At 61.1% G+C, this 20390-nt stretch carries 20 protein-coding genes and 1 tRNA gene; 4 read left to right on the plus strand and 17 right to left on the minus strand.

Annotated elements, in window-relative coordinates:
• Window positions 1-218: 218 nt before the first annotated feature.
• The 4 genes from C1722_RS06490 to C1722_RS06505 all read right to left on the minus strand — a co-directional run bounded on the left by C1722_RS06490 (window position 219) and on the right by C1722_RS06505 (window position 3484).
• A complete protein-coding gene (locus C1722_RS06490) occupies window positions 219-458 on the minus strand; it encodes a hypothetical protein (protein WP_102378520.1) in 240 nt (79 codons plus the stop codon).
• 114 nt (window positions 459-572) lie between these two features.
• A complete protein-coding gene (locus C1722_RS06495; protein ID WP_102378521.1) occupies window positions 573-800 on the minus strand; it encodes a hypothetical protein in 228 nt (75 codons plus the stop codon).
• Window positions 801-808: 8 nt separating this feature from the next.
• A complete protein-coding gene (locus C1722_RS06500) occupies window positions 809-1144 on the minus strand; it encodes a 4Fe-4S dicluster domain-containing protein (RefSeq protein ID WP_102378522.1) in 336 nt (111 codons plus the stop codon).
• 15 nt (window positions 1145-1159) lie between these two features.
• A complete protein-coding gene (locus tag C1722_RS06505; RefSeq protein ID WP_102378523.1) occupies window positions 1160-3484 on the minus strand; it encodes a molybdopterin-dependent oxidoreductase in 2325 nt (774 codons plus the stop codon).
• A 325-nt stretch (window positions 3485-3809) separates the two neighbouring features.
• Here C1722_RS06505 and C1722_RS06510 point away from each other — a divergent pair.
• A tRNA-Thr gene (locus C1722_RS06510) sits at window positions 3810-3884 on the plus strand.
• 78 nt (window positions 3885-3962) lie between these two features.
• Here the strand turns inward: C1722_RS06510 and C1722_RS06515 are convergent.
• The gene (locus C1722_RS06515; RefSeq protein ID WP_102378524.1) at window positions 3963-4697 is read right to left on the minus strand and encodes a hypothetical protein; all 735 of its coding nucleotides are present in this window, start codon (window positions 4695-4697) and stop codon (window positions 3963-3965) included.
• Between the two features lie 483 nt (window positions 4698-5180).
• Here C1722_RS06515 and C1722_RS06520 point away from each other — a divergent pair, with 483 nt between their 5' ends.
• Window positions 5181-6419 carry a putative ABC transporter permease gene (locus C1722_RS06520; protein ID WP_102378525.1) on the plus strand — a complete coding sequence of 413 codons (1239 nt, stop codon included), beginning with the start codon at window positions 5181-5183 and terminating at the stop codon, window positions 6417-6419.
• 79 nt (window positions 6420-6498) lie between these two features.
• Here C1722_RS06520 and C1722_RS06525 read toward each other — a convergent pair whose 3' ends face one another.
• The 7 genes from C1722_RS06525 to C1722_RS06555 form a co-directional block, all read right to left on the minus strand.
• Window positions 6499-6708 (minus strand): helix-turn-helix transcriptional regulator, encoded by a 210-nt coding sequence (locus tag C1722_RS06525; RefSeq protein ID WP_102378526.1) that lies wholly within the window; start codon window positions 6706-6708, stop codon window positions 6499-6501.
• A complete protein-coding gene (locus C1722_RS06530; RefSeq protein ID WP_146040615.1) occupies window positions 6708-7037 on the minus strand; it encodes a DUF6442 family protein in 330 nt (109 codons plus the stop codon). Before C1722_RS06530 ends, C1722_RS06525 begins: the two co-directional genes overlap by 1 nt.
• Window positions 7038-7129: 92 nt before the next feature.
• Complete coding sequence (locus C1722_RS06535) at window positions 7130-9316, minus strand: FAD-dependent oxidoreductase (RefSeq protein ID WP_102378528.1); 2187 nt, start codon at window positions 9314-9316, stop codon at window positions 7130-7132.
• A gap of 120 nt (window positions 9317-9436) precedes the next feature.
• Window positions 9437-10333: a DMT family transporter gene (locus C1722_RS06540; protein WP_102378529.1), complete on the minus strand. Its 897-nt coding sequence runs from the start codon at window positions 10331-10333 to the stop codon at window positions 9437-9439.
• Window positions 10334-10419: 86 nt separating this feature from the next.
• The gene (locus tag C1722_RS06545; RefSeq protein WP_102378530.1) at window positions 10420-10878 is read right to left on the minus strand and encodes a DUF4624 family lipoprotein; all 459 of its coding nucleotides are present in this window, start codon (window positions 10876-10878) and stop codon (window positions 10420-10422) included.
• 56 nt (window positions 10879-10934) lie between these two features.
• Window positions 10935-11372, minus strand: a complete 438-nt coding sequence (locus C1722_RS06550) for a DUF3021 family protein (RefSeq protein WP_102378531.1) — start codon at window positions 11370-11372, stop codon at window positions 10935-10937.
• A 21-nt stretch (window positions 11373-11393) separates the two neighbouring features.
• Window positions 11394-11834, minus strand: coding sequence for a LytTR family DNA-binding domain-containing protein (locus C1722_RS06555; protein WP_102379564.1), 441 nt, complete (start codon window positions 11832-11834; stop codon window positions 11394-11396).
• 208 nt (window positions 11835-12042) lie between these two features.
• Here C1722_RS06555 and C1722_RS06560 point away from each other — a divergent pair, with 208 nt between their 5' ends.
• Together C1722_RS06560 and C1722_RS06565 are read left to right on the plus strand one after the other, a co-directional pair.
• Entirely contained in the window at window positions 12043-13659 is a 1617-nt protein-coding gene (locus tag C1722_RS06560) for a putative DNA modification/repair radical SAM protein (protein WP_244902468.1), read from the plus strand.
• Window positions 13656-14507 carry a TIGR03915 family putative DNA repair protein gene (locus tag C1722_RS06565; protein ID WP_102378532.1) on the plus strand — a complete coding sequence of 284 codons (852 nt, stop codon included), beginning with the start codon at window positions 13656-13658 and terminating at the stop codon, window positions 14505-14507. Before C1722_RS06560 ends, C1722_RS06565 begins: the two co-directional genes overlap by 4 nt.
• Before the next feature lie 4 nt (window positions 14508-14511).
• Here C1722_RS06565 and C1722_RS17340 read toward each other — a convergent pair whose 3' ends face one another.
• The 5 genes from C1722_RS17340 to C1722_RS06590 all read right to left on the minus strand — a co-directional run bounded on the left by C1722_RS17340 (window position 14512) and on the right by C1722_RS06590 (window position 20382).
• Window positions 14512-15486, minus strand: a complete 975-nt coding sequence (locus tag C1722_RS17340; protein ID WP_102378533.1) for an NAD(P)-binding domain-containing protein — start codon at window positions 15484-15486, stop codon at window positions 14512-14514.
• A 37-nt stretch (window positions 15487-15523) separates the two neighbouring features.
• Window positions 15524-16450 (minus strand): DegV family protein, encoded by a 927-nt coding sequence (locus C1722_RS06575; protein ID WP_102378534.1) that lies wholly within the window; start codon window positions 16448-16450, stop codon window positions 15524-15526.
• Window positions 16451-16468: 18 nt separating this feature from the next.
• Window positions 16469-17368 carry a DegV family protein gene (locus tag C1722_RS06580; RefSeq protein ID WP_102378535.1) on the minus strand — a complete coding sequence of 300 codons (900 nt, stop codon included), beginning with the start codon at window positions 17366-17368 and terminating at the stop codon, window positions 16469-16471.
• Between the two features lie 82 nt (window positions 17369-17450).
• The gene (locus tag C1722_RS06585) at window positions 17451-18920 is read right to left on the minus strand and encodes a nicotinate phosphoribosyltransferase (RefSeq protein ID WP_102378536.1); all 1470 of its coding nucleotides are present in this window, start codon (window positions 18918-18920) and stop codon (window positions 17451-17453) included.
• Window positions 18913-20382: a regulatory iron-sulfur-containing complex subunit RicT gene (locus C1722_RS06590; protein WP_102378537.1), complete on the minus strand. Its 1470-nt coding sequence runs from the start codon at window positions 20380-20382 to the stop codon at window positions 18913-18915. The genes C1722_RS06585 and C1722_RS06590 overlap by 8 nt, the downstream gene beginning before the upstream one ends.
• Between the last annotated feature and the right edge of the window lie 8 nt (window positions 20383-20390).

Genomic DNA, 20390 nt, shown 5'->3' on the forward strand with positions numbered 1-20390 from the left:
GCGCTGGGTGCGGGAGGGCGGCCGGGGGCACCCATAGGGCGCGGCCCGCCCGAAGAGAGTTCGGTACCGCATTGCTTGCATTCCGTATCGAAGTAGCTGTTCTCAGCCCCGCACTTCGGGCACTGCTTCGTTGCTGTTTGCGCATCAGCCGGTCTAAAACACATAGAAGTTGCTCCTTACTCGCACCTGCTCGCACCGCCCTGCGGCCTCTCGAGCACCTACTTGACTTTCTCCCCGTTCTTCTGGGCTTTGTAGTACCTGCCCAAAGGAACGATCTCTCCCCTCTCGGCGGGATCCTCATCGCCGACGAGGCGGTAGTACACGATCTCGGGCATCATCTCCACCTCGTTGAGCCACTCGTAGCGGTAGTACAATGCACCGTCGAGCAGATACGCCTCCACCGTCGATTCGGCGGCGAGCAGATCGGCGTACCTCTCCTTGATCTCCTGAAGCTCCATCACAGCCCCTTTCCCGCCTTGCCGGTTGGAGTCAACCGGCAAGGGCACTCGATCCAGCCATACCATCGGCGAAGCCGCGCCCTCGGCCGAAGGACTTCGGGCGCAACCCCTCGTCTACTTCAGCTTGTCGCCCTTTTGCGCCTCGTGGAACTCGACCGTGGTCACCTGAACGGGCTCGCCCGCATCGTCGGTGATCTTGTTGAAGGTGATCTGCCCCGGCTCGGTGACCGGATCGGCCGCATCGTAGCGGTAGTACAGCGCACCGTCCTTGAGGTAGGCCTCAACGCAATACCAGTCGCTCACAAGCTCGCCGTACTTCTCTGCAACGTCTTCCCTGTTCATGTCTTCCCCTATTCCTCGCACGGAACGAACAACACCATGTGCGACGACGTCATCTGCTTCGCCAGCTCGTCCACCGGGCCGTATTGCATGCAGAGGCCCTGGCAGTGGTGCACGCACGTTGGCAGGCGGCCTTCCCTCACGCGGTCGGCGCACAAGTCGCAACGATCGGTCGGCGTGGGGATGAAGTTGAACTCCCAGGTGTCCTCCTTAACGAGGTCGGGACCCTGCTGGGTAAGCTTGATGCCCCATTCGCCTTCCTGGTATCCGTGCTCCACCTTGCACGCCATCTCGCAGCTATGGCATCCCGTGCAAAAGTTGTAATTGATAAGCAAACCGTTCAACATGCCTCTTCCTCCCTTCTATCGATTCACGACTTCGAACTGGTTTCGTCCGACGTTTTCGGGCATGTCGCCCTTGGGCTCGGTTCCGTCTTCAACCTTGTAGACCTTGCAGATCTGCGTCTTATAGGACGATCCGTAGCCGGCTGTCGCCATATCGTTTTGGATGGTCAGGCAGTTGATGTTCGAATCGAACGCGCCGTACAGGCCATCTTCGAGCTTGCCGGAGCGCTCGGGGAACCACCATCCGTGCTCGGCCATGATCGTGCCGCGCAAGATGGCGTCCGACACCTCGGCCTTCTGCATGATCTTGCCCCATTGGTTCTCCAGATACACCCAATCGCCGTCGCGAATGCCCAGCTCTTCGGCATCCTGGGTGTTGATCTCGCACAGAGGCCAGGGGTGGAACTCGCGCATCGATTTGAGCTGACGGTGCTCAGAGTGGAAGAACTCCCAGCTGCGACGGCCCGTCGTGAGCACGAAGGGGTATTCCTTCGCCTCCTCGGGAGCGGAGATCGGGCTGCACGTGGGCTCCTTGAAGCTCGGCAGAGGATCGATGCCCGCCGAATCGTACATGGTGCAGTACAGCTCGATGCGCCCCGTGGTCGTGTTGAAGCCCGGCTGCTTGTCGAATCGCATGTCGCCCGTTTCGTACTTGCGGTACTGGAACTTCGGATACACGAGCGTCTTTTCCTGCAGCTCCTCCCACGTGATGTCGAACGGCATCGAGGAGAGGTTCTTCATGACGTACTCGTTCATCTCGGGAACCGTATCCCAGAAGAACATGTCGGGGTTCAGGATCTGGCCGAGCTCGAGCATGATCTGCTCGTCGCCGCGCGCATCGCCCGCCTGGAGGATCTTGTTGATGGCCCGAAGCGGCGTGAACCAGGCGCGGATGCCCCAACGCTCGCAGCCCATGGCGATGGGCAGCACGATATCGGCGCAGCCCGCAGCCGTCGGCGTCATGAACAGATCGCATACGACCACGAAGGGAACCTTCTGCCACGCCTCGTAGACGCGCTTGGATTCTCCCGCCATGTTGATGAAGCTGTTGGTGGAGCAGAGAAAGCCCATCTTGATGGGATAGGGCTCGCCGGTCTCCATGGCCAGCAGAATGTCGTCGCCCATGGAGTGCGGGCCGAATCCGACCGTGCGCAGCGCGTACTTGCCGTCACCGAGCCGCCCCTCGCGTACCTGCTTGCCCATGCCCTTGCAGATGTTCTCGCGGATGTCGGACTGCACGTGGCCGTACTTCACGTTCACGAAACCGCCGGGAACGTCGATGGAGCCCGTCAAGACCTCGACGGCCGCAACGGCGAGCGAGGCGCCTACGGCCCACTTCGTCTGATCGAGCGGCAGACCCCACTGCAGGGCTACCGTGCCGGCGCTGCCCAGATAGCGGGCTGCTTCGACGATCTTCTCCGCGGGCACCCACGAGATCTTCTCAACGACCTCGGGGGTGTAGGCGGCAGCGCGTTCGGCCAAAGCCTCCATGCCGTACACCCACCTGTCGCAGAACTCTTTATCGTAGAGATCCTCTTCGAGCATGACGTGGCAGATGCCAAGGGCCACAGCGGCATCGGTGCCGGGGCGAAGCTGCAAGAAGATGTCGGCGTGCGCAGCCATCCACGTGACGCGCGTGTCGACGACGAACAGTTTCGTTCCGTGCTGCATGCAATCGACGATCCAGTGCCCGAAGAACCCGTCGGCGTTGGAAACGACGGGATTGCACGCCCAGTTGAGAACCACGTCGGGCCGACGGTATTCGGGATCGTCGAAGCGCTCGGCGGAAAGCTGGGCGCAGTCGGCGATGAAATCGGAGCCGAAGATGGCGTTCATGGCCTGCAGGCGCGGCGTATAGCAGCAGTCTCCCGAAAGCATGCCCGCCGTATCGTTGGGGGTCTGGAATCCGGCGAATGCGAGCGAGGACGTCTGCCAGGTGGCGTTGCGTCCCGTGCCGATGCCGGTGACGATGGACTTCGGGCCGTATTCCTCGGTAACTTCGCGGGCCTTCTCGGCGATGATAGCGTACGCCTCGTCCATCGTGATCTCTTCCCACATGTTCTCGCCGCGCTCCCCCACGCGCCTGAGCGGATGGAGGATGCGGTCGGGATGATTGACCGCCTCGACCATGGCCAAGCAGCGCATGCACAGCCTGCCCTCGTTCACCGGTGAACGAGGATCGCCCTCGATCTTCACGAGCTTGTCGTCTTTCGTGTAGAACAAAACGTTGCATCCCTGATGGCAACCAGGGCCCGACCACTGGCAGCTGCGCGTGACGGTTACATCCCCCTCTTGCCATTGCCACTCTTCGCGATAGAGATCAGGATTCATTCCTTTTCTCATCAACACTCCCTTCTCTCGTCCCAAGCCGTCCTACCGCCTGCACGCATCTCGAAAAGCGCGGCGCCGACGGCCGATCAACCTCGCTGGGCAGCGATTGTATAGGGGAAAGGGGGCATACGAAAAAGTCAAATGTGCGCGCCCGATAGCGCAGGGGCGGCATAGGACGGCTTCCGATTCGCTTCGCCGCTCGAACCGGAACCCTATGGGAATCATTCCCAAACGGAATGGGTGCCATTCATGTGCGCAATCCTGCGCAGGCATCAGGCGTTTCCGCTTTTTCTTTCGGCCGGTTTGTCGTACAATACGCTTTCGCGTCCTCGGACGTGCCAGTGTGGCGCAACGGTAGCGCAGCAGTTTTGTAAACTGCGGGTTGCAGGTTCGAATCCTGTCACTGGCTCCACGGAGAAAAAGGCCAGCCGATTGATGCGGCTGGCCTTTGCTCGCACGGAGCCGATTGCTCCGAATGCGCCTTACGGGCCTATGTCCAAGACTGGGCGAACACCTCGAACGTCTCGTACGCAGGGACCCCGTAGCCCAAAACGTCGAACGAGGTCGTCGATCCGGCGGCAAGGTTGTTCACGAAACCGGAATACCCGCCCACGATCGCACCGGAGCCGTCGCGAAGCAAGACGCTCACCGCAACCATGCCGAGATCTCCATCCTCGAGAAGGCTCGTGATCTCACCGACGAAGTTGACCGTGCCGAAGCCGCTCTCCTGCGCCGTCGTCCCGCTGATCTCGAACGCATCCTCTGCGGCTTCGGCCTTCTGCCAGCTGCTTTCCGAAACGTTTACGCCGAACTCGACGGTTGCGGGAGCCGTGCCGGTACCGGCCTGCCCCGCCCATGCCACGCGCTGACCGGGCTTGAGCCCCATCAGTATCTGCTCGTCGGAAGAAACGACGTTGCCGTCGGCATCTTTGCCGGTTATCTTGACGGCAGGGAACATCGCTGCCATATCTCCCTCGTTTTCGAGGACGATCCCGTAATGCACGTAACCCTGATCGTCGACCGACCAGCCCGATTCGACGACGACCACCTCGTTTTTAGTTTCTTCCTGCTGTCCTGCGGATCCCTGGGCGGATTCCGTTTGTCCAAGGGCGCCCGCCGCATCGGACTTGCCTTCGGTTTCGCTTCCCGAGGAGCAGCCCGCAACCGCAAGAGCCAGCACGGCGGCGCAGCCGACCAGAGACGCTTTCTGAATTATTCCTTTCATGGGGTTTCCTCCAAAAGGTCATGCCGGGACGCATGATCGCTCGATCGTCTCCCGGCGAGATGTATCGGTACCGCCCGGCTCGTCCGAGCTGCTCATAGCTAAAAACCCGATGCTTTAAGGACCAGAAACCCTCGAGCCCGAATCTCCCGCGGCGGCGTATCTTAATTCCTAGTTATTTACTAGTAATTTTGACAAGACACACCTTACCGTCGGGAAACCCATGATCTTCGCACGCGCCATGCGTTCCAGAGAACCTCCACCGATTCGCTCTTCCGTACTTCTGCCGAGGTACGATCCCACTGCGGAAGCGCGATCCGCGAGCTGCGCGGAGCATGCGCTTTGCCGTGTTTCGGTTGGCAAAACAGCACTGCCGTGATACAGTTTTCAGGATTTAAGTTACCTCTTGCAGAAAAGAACACACGCGACGAACGCAAAACGGTCGATCGGCCGTTTTGACTATGCAGTCATCGACAGGAGCACCAAATGCAGGATCACGACGCTCAACTTCCGAGCGAACACGACCTCGAACCCGAAACCGACAACGTCCCGCCCGATCCCGATGCCCCGCTCGACAGCAAGAAGATCCCCATTCCGATGAAGATATTCGGCGTCCTCTGCCTTCTTGGCGGTATCGCGGTTCTGCCGATCATCGGCCTGGTCTGCTTCGTGATGGTCGAAGCGTTTCAAGAGGGCGCGTTCTCCGACGACTCCATCGTCTCGAACATCCTGTTCTTCGCCCAGATAGGTTTCATGGCGGCGCTTACCGTGCTGTTCATCGTGCTCGGAGCGAGGCTCCTGCGCAACAAGCGGCGCGGAGCGCGCCAGACCGCCGAAGCGCTCATCGTGCTTACGATCCTCATCGTACTGTGCGACATGATGCTCTTCGGCCTGAACGAAGACGATATCTTCTACGCCGTGGTCCTCGTCGTACTCATCGCGCTTTCGAGCTACGTCGATCCCTCGCTCGCCGAGGAGCGAGAGCTGCAGCGCAAACTCCGCCTCATGGAAGACCGCTCGCAGGCAGAGCTCGGCGACCAAGCCGGCCGCGATCTTTCCGGCAAGGGCTTCATCACCCTGAACTTCTTCAACGTCTTCTGGATTTTCGTCGTGTGCTGCGTGCTCGGCCTCATCCTCGAAACGATCTACCACTTCATGCTGTTCGGCGGGTACGAAGACCGCGCAGGCCTTCTGTTCGGTCCGTTCTCGCCCATCTACGGGTTCGGCGCCGTGCTCATGACCGTTGCCCTGAACCGCTTCCACGATAAGCCGATCATCCTGATCTTCTTGGTGAGCGCGGTCATCGGCGGCGCGTTCGAGTATCTGACGAGCTGGTTCATGCAGTTCGCCTTCGGCATCGTCGCCTGGGATTACACGGGAAGCTGGCTTTCGATCGACGGCCGCACGAACGGCATGTTCATGATCATGTGGGGCATCCTCGGCGTGGCATGGATCAAGCTGCTGCTGCCGCAGATGCTCAAAGTCGTGAATCTGATTCCATGGAACTGGCGCTATGCTGTGACGACGGTGGCTGCGGCGCTCATGATCGTGGACGGAGCCATGACGCTCATGTCGCTCGACTGCTGGTACGAACGGGAAGCGGGCAGAACCCCCGATACCCCGATCGAGCAGTTCTTCGCCGATCATTTTGACAACAGCTTTATGGAGCACCGTTTCCAGAGCATGTCGATCGACCCCGACAACGCCACCCGTACCGACCGGTGATGCGCCGGACCTATCGCGATAAGAATGCAGGGAACGGCGACCGCGCGGGCCGCCGTTCTCACGTTTCGGGCACAGGGGATCAATCGAAGTAGAACAGCTCTTCGAACTTCTTGTCGAGCGCGATGCAGATTATGAGCGCGAGCTTGGCCGTCGGGTTGAACTGCCCCGTCTCGATCGAAGAGATCGTTTGGCGCGACACGCCGATGAGCCGGGCGAATTCGAGCTGCGAGTACCCCGCCTCCTTGCGTGCGGCAGGCAGGTTGTTCTTGAGGATGAGCTTGTCGTCCATCAGATATCGATCCCGTTCAAACGCAGGATATAGGCAACCAGGAACAGCAGCCCGCCGAGGGCAAAGATAATTCCACCTGCCAGATGCGCGCGATAGCGCGAATAGCGGAAGTACATGAGAAACGTCGCCGAAGCGCCGAAAAACGCCAGGCCCATGATGTCGTTTGCAGGCTGGCCGAGTAAAAACGATTTCACCTGAGCGTATACGACCGAAATCGCGAACGTGACCCACATTCCGACCGATGCCGCCCGGGTCTCGTTCTGCCTCTCGCGCTCATCGGCAATGCCGTACTCCTTGCGGCTCTTCTCGAGGATCTCTTCCTTATCCATGAACGCCTCCGATCCCTGCACCGCGGGCTCGTGCTCGACCGGTGCATTCTGCCAAGTTTTCTTGACATAATGGAGTATAGCTCGTGCCAAGTTTACTTGTCAACTAAAGGAGCTGCCGCGTGAGAAGCCCGGATTCTCAGGGTCGAAAACGCTTCGTGCAGAAAAAACCCGGGGGTCGGTGCAAGTTTTTTCTGCACGAGCCATCGGTACGCGATCCGGCGCGCGAGTTTCCGTGCGGTCTCCGCATGGGTCTCCGCCTCGCCCCGCTTCCCCCAGCCGTCGGGTGCCAGCCTCCAGCCGTTGTTTGCACGCCGCGCGCAGCTCGGACGCACCGCGCGCGGCGAACCCGCNATGGGCGACCCGGCCTCATCGAGAACCTCGTGCGTGCTCTCGTCGGTGGACAGGCCGCCGATCGTGATATGGGCGGCCCACGTTACCGGCGACGCAAAGAACGGCGGCTCCTCGACCGAGCTCAGTTCGGTGAAGAGGTAGCGGCCGAATTCCTCGTCCTCGCCCGCGTGCACGGCCTCGTTGAACGTCTCGATGGTCTTGACGAACGTCGCCTTGTCGCAGCCCATCTGCTCCGCCAGATCCTCGAGCGTGTCCGCCTTGTAGAGCAGGCCGCGGCGCAGCAGCGTTTCCTGCCGCTCTTCGGAAGGATAATCGCTGCACTTCTTATCGCAGACGAAGAATCCGAGGTTGTCGGTCTGCTCCATCATCGCCGCCGAGATCGTGAAGCGGTCGGTAGTTTCGTCGACGAAGCGGTTTCCGCTCTGGTTGACCACCGGGCTGTCGCCGAACGAGCCCATGATATCCTCGAACGAGAAGTTCACCGGATCGTTGAACGGGAAGAGCATCTGGTTGCCCATGTCCACCACGCCTGCGCCGAGCTTGGTCGCCATCGCGATGCCGTCGCCGGTGTGCCCGTTGACGTTGGTGGTCGGAATGGTGCTCTCGGGATAGGGCCACTCGGTATTGTATTCCTTGAGCATAGCGGAATTGCCCGAGAACCCGCCCGATGCAAGAAGCACGCTTTCCGCCTTGACGGTGTAGGTCGATCCGTCCTCGGCGGTCGCCTCTACCCCGACAACGGCGCCGTTCTCGACGATCAGGTCGGTTGCGGCCACGGCAAGGTATATCTCGACATCCATAGTGCCGTTCGAAATGACCTTGTCGTAGAAATCGAAGTAGCCTTCGCCGTTGACGCCCTCGGCAGGACCCGACCAACGCGGATACTGGTATCCCGTGATCGCGAACGTGGGGGTGATCCACTCGAATCCGTTTTCGGTCATCCACTCGTTGAGCGCCGAGATATTGCGCCCCACGGGAAGGTACGACTCGACGGGAAGACCCTCACCTGCCGTAACCGCGAAATCGAGCGCATAGTAGTTCGGCGAATCGAACAATTTCGTTGCGCCCGACGCCTGATGCGCCTCGAACTCGTCGCGTACGGCCTGCACCACTTCGGGGTTCGACGACGCCGCGATGTCGCTCGCAAGAACGTCGGCCACGTAACGCTCGAGCTCGGGCGTCATGTCGGGGCGAGCGTCATCGGGGGCCGCCAAATACTCGAGGTATCCGCCCGACACGAGGCAGTTGCCGCCGATGTTCGAATTCTTCTCCAGCACGACAATGCGCTTGCCGCCCCGCGCTGCCGCAATGGCGCCGCCCATGCCGGCGGCTCCCGCGCCGATGACGACGACATCGGTTTCAAGGTCGACGTGCTCGCTGCTCGGCTCGGGCGCCCCCTTTTTCTTGAGGGCGGATACGTTGCCGCCCGCCTGCTCTGCGCACGAGGCAACCGCACCCACGATGCCCATGCTCGTAAGCGTCGACCCCGTAACCGTATCGACTCCCAGCCCCTGGGCTTCGAGAATCCGCTCGGGCATCTTCTCGAGAGCAGGTTGCGCGATGCGCGCCGTATCGCCGTTTTTCACGATGCGGATTTCGGCGATGGAATCCTCCGTGAAATCGGTCTCGACGACGATGGCGTCGAACTTGCCTTCGGCTTCGCCCGTATACGTGCCCGCAGTGAATCCACCCGCCTTGCCGCTCTCCCCCTGGGCGCTCGGCGCGCAGCCGGCAAGGCCGAACACGGCGAATTGAACACCCGCCACCGTTGCCGCACCGATAAACGTACGGCGGCTGATTCCCATCGAAGCTTTTCCTCCCATTGCGATCACTCCTTTCGCGGCCGCATGCCGCGGCTTGTGCATTGACGAAAAGAGCCTAGCCCTGTATGGGGAAAAGCAGTACACCCCTCTGGGGGGTATTTGCATATGCGCTGTTCAATTGCCTGAATACGATTTTGAGCAACAATTGGCGGTGACGCATCGGTGCCGTCGCGAACGCAGTGATGCAAGCCGGCTGGCGGTTCGATATGAGCGAGGGAAGATATCCTACTTCGCAGAGCCGGCATCCGGCGCGGCGTCGATTCGCTTCTTCCTGCCAACGAGCTCGCCGAACGCCGCTCCCCCGAGGATGAGGGCGGCACCGACAACCTGCACGAGGGCGAGCTGCTCGCCGAGGAACACCGCCGAGAACGCAAGCGCCGACAAGGGCTCGAGGTACCCGAAAATCGAAACGGTCTGCGCGGACAGATGCTTGATGGAGGAGAAGTACCAATAGCAGCCGAGGCCGGTGTTCACCACTCCGAGAAACAGGATCGGTGCGATGCTCTCGGCAGGGATCGAGATCTCGCCCGTATGGTTCGCCACTGTGAACACGAAAACCGACACGCAGGCGAACACGAGCTGCCACAGGGAGTTCTCGATGCCGGTCACGCCTGCGGCCAGCTTGTTCGCTATCACCATGACGGCGTACATGATCGCCGAAAGGACGCCGCACGCAAAACCCCATGACGATTCCGCCGAAGGCGGCGCAAACCCGTTCACGCACACCATGCCTCCGAGCACGGCGGCGAACCCCGCAACCAGGGCAAGGCTCATCCGCTCTTTGAACACCACAGGGGCAAGCGCCATGACGATAACGGGGCCGCAGTAGTACAAAAGCGTCGAGACGCTCACGCCGACAAGCCGGTAGGCCTCGAACAGGAGCATCCAGCTCGCACCCATGGCAACGCCCGAAACCACAAGGCAGGCAACCTGCTTGCCGCCGACGCGCACAATCTGCATCTTCTTGCGGCTCACGGCGAACACGACCGCAAGGAACAAAGCGCCAACGAGCGTACGGGCGAGCACGATCTCGTAACTCGGCAGATCGATCATGCTCGCAACGATGCCGTTCGTACCGAACAGCACGAGGGCGGCGAAATATGAGAGGTAGGCGCGATTCATCGGTTCCTTTCGGCTCCCGCTCGAAAACGGAATAACGCTGAACATGATACCCGACGAGGCGCACGCGGAACGCAGACGCACCGGTTTTATCGCAGAGGCATCGCTCTTTCCCGAACGAAGGCGCCGTCGAAGGCGATCCCCAGCGTAGCATGGTGCATCTCTCTCCCGATAAGGCAAACGACGTATTCGTCTGCCGCCCTGAGGTCTTCAAGCGTCACGGAAAAGGTTTCCGATTCAACGTCGCCCCGCCAGGCGTTGCTCCATAGGACTTCGTTCGTCCTGTTGTTCTTTATCTCTAAAACCACGCTGCCGCCATTCGCCTCCAACGTGCCTTCAGCGGTTAAGGCATCGAGATCCTCAGAGACGCAGAACAGTTTTTCGTTAACGAAGGGATCGACCTTATCATAGTCCCGATCCAATTCCAGGGTGATGGCCTTTTCGTTTCCACCATTCGCATCGGGAGCATGGGGCCCGCATCCGAGCATGCCGTCAGACAAGCTATGCTCATCAACACGCTGCAAAGAACCGCCATCTTCCTCATGCAACCAATCCCGTCAAGTTCGATGCACCGACGCGTCTTTCTCGCCTAAGGCAGGCAAGCTCACCGCTTCTCATCCGCCGCCCGGCGCCGATAGGCCTCGAGCGCCTCTTGGTAGCCCCCCGCGACTCTCTTGAAGTAGATAGTATAGCCTATCGATATCACCGCGAACAGGACGAGGAAGATGGCGAAAAACGATACCGCGTACTCGATATCCCGGGGAAACCAACCCGCAAACCACCCGCACAGATAGATCGCAGGTGCTGCAGTCAGTGCGAACCCCGCCAGCCGCACCGCATACCGCATCCGCTTGAGGATATGGCCGCTGAACCAGAACCCCTGCAGCAACGCTGCAGCGAACGCTGCAACCAGCATGCCGACGCTCATGTCGAGGCCTTCGCTCGGACCTGCGAACGCATAGGCGAACGGCAGGCTTGCAACCATGATCGCCGTGAACACCACGCAGGCGGTAGCGACGACCCTCCCGAAAAACCGTTTCATTGCATTGCTCCTTTCACGCGGCTAGAATGCGCCGATCTTCTGCTTGATGGCGCCCGAGTACTGGCGCGATACGATCACCGCTTCGCCGTTGTCCAGCACAAGCTGCAACCTCGCATTGAAGTCGGGTTTTATCGCGCGTACCTTCGAGAAGTTCACGATCGTCTGCTTGGAAATGCGCACGAAATCGAGCGCAGAAAGCCCGTCTTCGATCTCGTAGAGGCGCAGAGCCGTTTCGTACACGCCCTCGGCGGTATAGACGAACACCCGACGATCGACCGCTTCGGCGTAAAGGACCTGCGTCGCGTCGAGCAGATGGGTGCTTCCGTCGCGTTTTCCCACGAGCCGCTTGTCGAACGCCTCGAGGTTCGCGACGATGCGTCCGACGCGTTCGTCCACGCGCGGGCAGCGGATGTCGACATGGATGTCATCGAGTTCCCGCTCTTCGTTTATGGATACCTGCACGGTTTCCGCCTTTCGATCCGATCGCATGCGCCGTTCGAGCTCCGAGCGGCACAATCCAGTATCGCGGCCGACGCCGTACCGGGCAAGCGGATCTGCGCATCCTGCACGAAGACGCGCGCAAGTTGCATGAAAGCAGGCGGGGAAACCTTGACAACGAACATTCGTTTGCATACCATAACACGAACAAACATTCGTTTCAGGGAGCTCTATGGATATCGCAGACAAACTGGAGATACTCGCCGATGCGGCGAAATACGACGTCGCCTGCACTTCCTCGGGCATCGACCGCGATGCGCAGAAAGGCAAACTCGGAAACACGCTTGCGGCGGGCATCTGCCACAGCTTCTCCGCCGACGGGCGCTGCATCACGCTTCTGAAGGTGCTCATGACAAACGTGTGCGTGTTCGATTGCGCGTACTGCGTGAACCGTTGCTCCAACGAAGTGGCCCGCGCGGCGTTCAAACCGCACGAGCTGGCCGATCTCACCATCGGGTTCTACCGCCGCAACTACATCGAGGGTCTGTTCCTCAGCTCGGGTGTCATCAGAAGCCCCGATTACACCACCGAACTCATGATCCAGACGCTTGAGATCCTGCGCTTCGAACATGGCTTTCGCGGCTACATCCATGCGAAAGCCGTGCCCGGAACCTCGCCCGAACTAATCGATCATCTGGGCCATCTCGCCGATCGCATGAGCGTCAACATGGAACTGCCGTCGAGCCAGAGCCTGCAGCTTCTGGCCCCCGAGAAGAACAAGCAGAACATACTCGCCCCCATGAAGCAGATCAAGGAGAACATCGCCGAGGACAAGGATACGCGCGCCATCGCGCGAAAATGCACCACGTACATGGCCGAGAACAAACCGAAGAAGAAAACCCGCGCATTCGTACCGGCCGGGCAGAGCACCCAGATGATCATCGGCGCCACCCCCGAAAGCGATTACCACATCCTCAACCTTTCGGCATCGCTGTACCGCACGCTCTCGCTCAAGCGGGTGTTCTTCAGCGCGTATCTGCCCGTGAACGAAGATGCGCGCCTTCCCGTCAAAGATGCGATCGAGCTCAACCGCGAACATCGGCTCTACCAGGCCGATTGGCTTCTGCGCTTCTACCGATTCGACGTGAACGAGATCATCGACGAAAAGCATCCGTTTCTCGATCCGCTGCTCGACCCCAAGGCGAACTGGGCCATCAACAACCTCGACAGCTTCCCCGTCGAGGTGAACACCGCCCCCTACGAGATGCTTCTGCGCGTTCCGGGCATCGGCGTGCGGGGCGCGAAGTCGATCGTTCGGGCCCGCAAGCGATCGACTTTGCGCGAGCCCGAACTCCGCAAGCTCGGCATCGCCTACAAGCGGGCGCGCTACTTCATCACCTGCAACGGCAGCTACGCAGGCACCGGCGCCGATTTTTCGCGCGAGGGGCTGCGTGCGCAGTTGGCCGCACCCATCCAAGGGGGGCGTCACGGTCGCCGCGCCGACAAGGCGATCCCCGGACAGCTGAGCCTGTTCGAACAGGTCGACACGACGAAGCCGAAGATCATGCGACCGGGCGAGTACCAAAGGCTCGCAGCGTCGACGGACGCGCCGAACCTTGCCGACACCCCGATGTCCGCAGCAAGCCCCACAGAAGCACGGGCGCTCCCGCAGGCTTCGGCAGACCCCTTCGCCACCTCGATCCCGGAATGGTTCGCTCCGGCGGTATCGCGCCAGCCGAAGCCGGACGCATCGCCCTCCCGTATCGCCTCGCCTCGGTGGGATTCCGGCAGCATCGCCACGCAGGGTTTCGCCGGCCGCGAGCGCATCGTCGCGAGCGTGCGCGCATGACCGATATTGCCTACACCTACGACGGGTCGCTCGAGGGCCTTTTGAGCGCCATCTTCACCGCATACGCAAACAAGGAAGACCCGAGCGATATCGCCCGTGCCGAAAATCTCCAACCACGGCTCGGCCAAGAGGTGCGCGACGTGGAGACGAGCATGGAGTTCGCCCTGCGCGTGCAGAAGGGCATCTGCCGAACCTGCGGACCCATCGCGTTCGATGCCGTGAAGAGCACCTCGCTTTCCGACGATCCCGCTACGGGAAGCATCGTCTACCGCTTCGTACGCTACGCCATGGCCAAGCACAAGCCGCACGACTGCGCAGGATGTACACGGAAGATGCGCTGCGGGGGACTGTGCACGCGCGGGCAGAAGAACAGCGCCTTGAACGACATCGCCCATCCGTCGGTCGCGCCGTTTCACGAGCTCAACCGCACGGTCTATAACGAGCGGCACCGCATGATGCAGTTCTTGCGCTTCGAGCATATGGAAGGCGACGTATGGTTCGCGCAGTGCAACCCCCTGGCCTCGGTCGTGCCGCTTCTCATGGATTGGTTCGCAGGCAGGTTCAACACCCAGGCGTTCATGATCTACGACGAGGTGCACCGCATCGCGGGCGTCTACGAGGGAAAGGATTGGTACCTCGTCAAAACCGACGAGCTCGTGCTGCCCGAGCGCTCCGCCGAGGAACGCGCAATGCAGGCGGCCTGGAAGCGCTTCTACGACACCGTCGCCGTCGAAGCGCGCTACAACCCCGAGCTGCGCCGCCAGTTCATGCCCAAGCGCTTCTGGAGGAACATCACCGAGATGAAGGAAACGCTGCCGGGAAGGGAAATCGCGGGATCGCGGCGCTAGGACCCTACACCCCGCTCCCGTCGAACGCGGGAACGAAGCTCTCGAGGGCGGCTTCGCCTTCCTGCCAGAAATACTCCTCGATGCCGAGCTCGTCGGCGAAGTCGAGCAGCGCCTCGTAATCGGCATCGCCCACCCGCTCGTTCAACTCGGGATGATCGGGAAACGTGCGCAGGGGCGTATATTGGTTCATGAGGCTGAGCGCGATCGATGCGCCGTAGCGCTCGGCGAGAAACGCCACGAGATGCCGCGAATCGTCAAGAAGGCCGGGCAGCATCATGTGCCGCACCACCACCCCGCTCGCCAGAACGGGGCCGTCCTCCCCCGCAACCTCGCGGTATTCGGGCGCCCCCGCCTGCGCGACCATTTCGTCGAGGGCGGAAGCGGCGGCATCGCGGTATTCGGGCGCATGGGAATAGGCGCGGGCCGCCCCGCTCGACCAGTACTTGAAATCGGTCAGATAGACGTCGACGTAACCGGCAAGCGACCTCACGGCGGCCACCGTTTCGTAGCCCGAGGTATTGTATACGATCGGAAGCGCGAGCCCCCGCTCGCGCGCCGCATCGATGGCGTACTTGATCTGGGGAAGGTAATGGGTCGGCGTAACCAGGTTGATGTTGAGCGCACCTTCGTCCTGNTTCGCGGCGTCGGAGTAGGCGCGCTCGATAGTCGCATCGCGCACGGCGAGCGGCGCTTCGATGGCATGCAGTTCGCTCACGATGGCAACGGCGTTGAGCTCACGTGCGAAACCGGGCGTCGAGGGGCTCAAATCAACGAGCCAGGCCCCTTTCCCCGCGATCTGCACAAGTCCTTCGGAATCGAAGTACACGTCCTCGAGATCGGTCTGCGAAGCGCAGAACGTGAAAACCACGTCGGCGGAGGAGACATCGCAAGCGGCCTCGTATCCGGCTTTCACCAAGTTGTCGGCCAGCACGGCCCCGATAGCGGTATCGCCCGCGAACACAAACGTCTTGCCCATCATCGCACCCCTTACATCGCTTCGACCCGATAGCCGAGCGTTAGTTTCCCTTAACCCTACGCGCGATCTTATCGGCAACCGACATTTCCTCGCGTTGATCGTATCCCCAGAATACCACGGCGATCATCCCCGGGCCGACATGACTGCCGATAACGGGGCCGATAAAGCTTTCCAGAAACAGGATGCTGTCGTCAACTTTGGATAGCATGTCTTTGAGCCGCTCGGCATCTTTGGGGCAGTCCGAATGCGCTATGACCACGCATTGGCCGGGGCTTTTCGATGCTACGCGCTTCTCATAGTAATCGACGAGCTGCTTGATGCCCTTCTTGCGCCCACGGGCGACGCCCGACAGGGTCAACTTGCCTTCGCAGTCGATGGTCAACAGCGGTTTCACGTCGAGCTTCGAGCCTGCATAGGCTACCGAACCCGGTATGCGCCCGCCGCGTCTGAGCGATTCGAGATCGTCGACCATGAACTCGGCATCCACGTAGTTCAAAGCCTCTTCGGCCCACTGGGCAAGCTCCTTGGCCGTCAGCCCCTTGTCGCGCTGCCGTATGGCTTCGTAGACGAGCAGACCCTCGGCAACCGAAGCGAGCCTCGTATCGACGATGTAGAGCTCGGCATCGGGATTTTCGGCCTTCACCTGATCCATCACCATAGCAGCAACGTCGAAGCTGCCCGAAAGACCGCTCGAGAAGCTCAAAAACACAGTCGGGATACCGCTTTCGACGGCGCGCCCGAACGCCTTCTGTAGCGTCGCCACGGATATCTGGGCAGTCGAGGGGGTTTCCCCGTCCCTCATCGCCTGGAAGAAATCGTGTGCGCTCGTGGTCTGGTACAGATCGTCGGCATGCTCCCCGTCGCTCATGATGTAGGGAAACTCGATGAGGTCGATGCCTTCGCGGTCCACCACCTCGAAGGGAAGATCGCAGCATGAATCGATGATCAGATTGCATTGGTGCTGCATGCTACACATCGCATTCTCCTATTGTACGCACAGCGACTGGACGGAACCGTTGATTTTGCTCTGCAAAGCCTGCTTGCATTCGTAGGCGATGCCTACGGCAGGACCCACATGCAATCCGATGACGGGACTCACGGGAAGCACGCGCACCGACGAGCCGACGAGCGGCTCGATAACGTTTTTCGCCCACTCCAAGGCAGGCGTTTTGTCGCCGATGTAGTGGACGACCACGTTCTTGAGCCCGTGCGCCTCGACATCGTCGAGAAACGTCTGGACGATCTTCTCGAGCGCCTTCTTACGCGTGCGCACCTTCGCGAACGTCGTGGCGCTCCCGTCGCGCACGGTAAGTACCGGCGAGAGCTGGATGAGGTTGCCGAGCAAAGCCGCCGCACCGCCGATGCGACCGCCCTTCTGCAAGAACGTAAGCGTTTCGGGAGTGAAGAGGAAGCGGCTCGCCTGCATCGAGGAGAGCGCCGAAGCGGTGCACGCATCGAGATCCCCTCCCGCCGCCGCAGCGTCCGCTGCGGCGAGAACCGCCCAGCCTTCGTCGAAGCCGCACGAGGTGGAGTCCACGATGCGATAGGTGAAATCGATATTGCGCGCTTTGACGGCACGGGCGGCGCGCAGAGCGCCGTCGAACGTACCCGAAAGATGCGACGAGATGAAGATGCCCAAGACTTCGTCGCCCGACGAAGCGGCGCGCTCGAACACCTCTTCGAGCGTGTGCTGCGAAGGCTGGCTCGAAGTGGGAATGCTGTCGATCATATCGTAGATGTCGGCGTAGAACTCGTCGAGGTCCATCGCGGCATCGGCGTACTCGACGCCGTCCCTGTTGACGTAGAGCGTCACAACCTCGACCGGCTTGCCAGCAAGCATGTCAGAGGGTATCGATGCTACCGAGTCGGTGATGATCTTGATCATGGTGTCCTCTCGTCTTCGTCTGCAACCGCCCATCGAACCTCGGACCGGGGTCCGATCCGATGCGCAAGCGCTTCCCCTAAAACTACTCAAAGCCCCGCAATTGCACAACCAGATTGTTTCGACGCTCAAAAAGACCACATTCCAGACCGACGGGGCAAGAATGCGGGTTGAGCATGCGCTTCTGGCTCTCATCGAGCGTGGCCACTTGGGCGAACGCGCGCTCGCGAGCGCTCATGGCATCGCGGTCGCCCGCCTCGAGCACGGCCTTCCCCGAGCGCGCGAGGGGCGCAAGCAGCGTTTCGAAGCGCTTGCCCGAAAGAACCTTGCGTCGCAGGCTATCAGAGGGGTCGACGATGAGCTCCCGTTCGGAAACGCCATGGTTCGCGTCGAATACCATATCGCCCGCAAGGCGCCCGTCTTCATGGTAGTAGCGCCGTACGTCGAGTACGCCGGGAACGGTGAGCTTGGCCGCCTGCTCGGTGATCTTGATGCGATCGCGCCATACGGCCTCGCCTGCGTTCTTCGTAGCAGACAGCTTGTACACGCCCCCGAGCGTCGGTTGATCGTAGGCGGTCGCCAACTTGGTGCCCACGCCGTACGACGTAACACTCGCACCCTGGTCGCGCAGCGATTGGATCGTATACTCGTCGAGATCGTTGGAAAGCACGATGCCGCAGTCGGACAGGCCCGCTTCGTCGAGGCGGGCGCGCGCCATCTTGGAAAGCCACGCAAGGTCGCCCGAATCGATGCGGATGCCGGCGAGCCTATCGCCTCGCTCCCGCATCTCGAGACCCACCGTTACGGCGTTTTCGATCCCTTGCTTCACATCGTAGGTATCCACGAGCAGCACGCAGTTCTCGGGCATCGCTTTCGCATAGGCTCGAAACGCCTCGAGCTCGGACGAGAACGACATGACCCACGAATGGGCGTGCGTACCCGAAACGGGGATGCCGTAGAGCTTGCCCGCAAGCACGTTGCTCGTCGAAGCGCAGCCGCCCACAACGGCAGCCCTGCTCGCCCAAAGGCCGCCGCCCGCACCTTGGGCGCGGCGCAGCCCGAACTCCGCCACCGGCGCATCGCCCGCCGCAAGGCAGACGCGAGCCGCTTTCGTTGCGATAAGCGTTTGGAAGTTCACGCAATTCAACAGGGCCGTCTCGAGCAACTGGCAATGCATGATGGGGCCCATGACGCGCACGAGCGGCTCGCCCGCGAACACGACCGTACCCTCGTGCACCGCATCGATGTCCACATCGAGCTCGAGCGCGCGCACGTACTCGAGAAACGCGGGGTCGAAGAGCATCCCGGTGCCCGGAGCCGGCAGCGATGCGAGGTATTCGATATCGTCATCCGAAAACGAGAACGTCTCCACCATTTCGGCGAGCTGAGCCATACCGCACGCTATCGCGAACCCGCCCTTGAACGGGTTTTCGCGGAAGTACATATGGAAGCAGGCCATGTCGTCGGTTTTGCCGGACTCCCAGTAGCCCTGCGCCATCGTCAGCTGATAGAGGTCGGTCAGAAGCGCGTATTCGTAGGATTCGCCGCTATTCATTGCCGCCTCCCGCAGGGTTTCCTCCCTCGCCGCTTCCGGCCTTGTGGCTGCGCCGCCTCGTCTTGCGATGGGCTCCTTCGCCCCCGTCCGAATGAGTGCGCGGTTGCTGCTTGGGCGCATTCTTGGCCTGCGCGCCTTCGGCGTTGCGCAGGCCCGAGGACTTCTGGCCGGGACGGGGACCCTGGCCCTGGCGCTGGCCCTGCTTGTTCGCTTGGCGCTGGCCTTGCTTCTTGGGTTGCTGCCCCTTGTTCTGGCTTTGCCCTTGGCTCTGGTTCTGATTTTGGTTCTGGCTCTGGTTCTGTCCGCGCCCCTGGCCCTGCTTCTTTCTCTGACCCGAACGCTTCTTCTGCTGTCCCGACCCGCTCTGCTTCTTGGCTTCGCCCGCCGAAGATTCGCCATCGGCGCCCACCGTCGTCGAACGTCTGCGGCGCGGCTTGCGCGTTTCGGGTGCCGGCTCGGAACCCTTGCGTTGCTTCGATGCGCCCGAGCGGCTCTTGGAACCCTTCGACGATTTGCGCGCCTTCGCATCGCCGAGCTTGTCCTCGCCCGTGAAGTGCGGTGTGATGAGCAGCGAATCGGTAAGCGCATCGAGCACCGTGCGGTTCGCGTACGCGTCGAATACGTCGGCGCTCACCGAGTTGGGCCTCGTAGCGCCGTCGATCGTATCCATCTCGGCAAGCGGGATCTTGACGGTTTTACCCTCCTGGGTACGCAGGCTCACAAGTTCCTTGGGCATATCGAGCTCGACGACCTTCGCCGGCCCCTCGGGTGTTTCGATCATCGCGTTCTGTTTGGGAGCACGCGACTTGAACTCCTTGTACGCATCGAACTCGTAGCGCAAACAGCACATGAGGCGGCCGCATACGCCGGATATCTTCTGGGGGTTCAGCGAGAGGTCCTGCTCCTTGGCCATGCGGATCGAGACAGGGCAGAACTCGCCGCCGAGCCGCTTGCAGCACAGCTCCTGGCCGCAATGGCCCAAGCCGCCCACCATGCGGGCTTCGTCGCGCACGCCGATCTGGCGCATGTCGACGCGCACATGAAAATGCGAGGCGAGCTTGCGCACGAGGTCGCGGAAGTCCACGCGTTCTTCGGCTTCGAAATAGAATACGGCCTTATCGCCGTCGAGCAGGTACTCGACTGACACCGGATGCATGTCCTCGCTCGCCTCGGCGGCCATCTCCTTGAACACGGGCAGGGCCTCGTCGGATTTCCGCTGCATCTCAGCGGCCTTCGACTCGTCTTCGGGGCTTGCGATTCTCACCACGGGCTTGAGCTCGCTTTTGAGCTTCTTGATATCGGCTTCCTCGACTTCGATGATGTCGTCGGCGGCATGGCCGAATTCGGTGCCGCGAGCCGTTTTCACAACGACCGGGTCGCCTTTGCCGATCTCGAGGTTCTGCGGATCGAACCACAGGGTCCTCGGATTATACTGCAGCTTTATGGGTGCTACCCGTACCATAGAGGGTA

Origin of the sequence: Raoultibacter timonensis (assembly GCF_900240215.1) — a bacterium.
Taxonomy (GTDB): domain Bacteria; phylum Actinomycetota; class Coriobacteriia; order Coriobacteriales; family Eggerthellaceae; genus Raoultibacter; species Raoultibacter timonensis.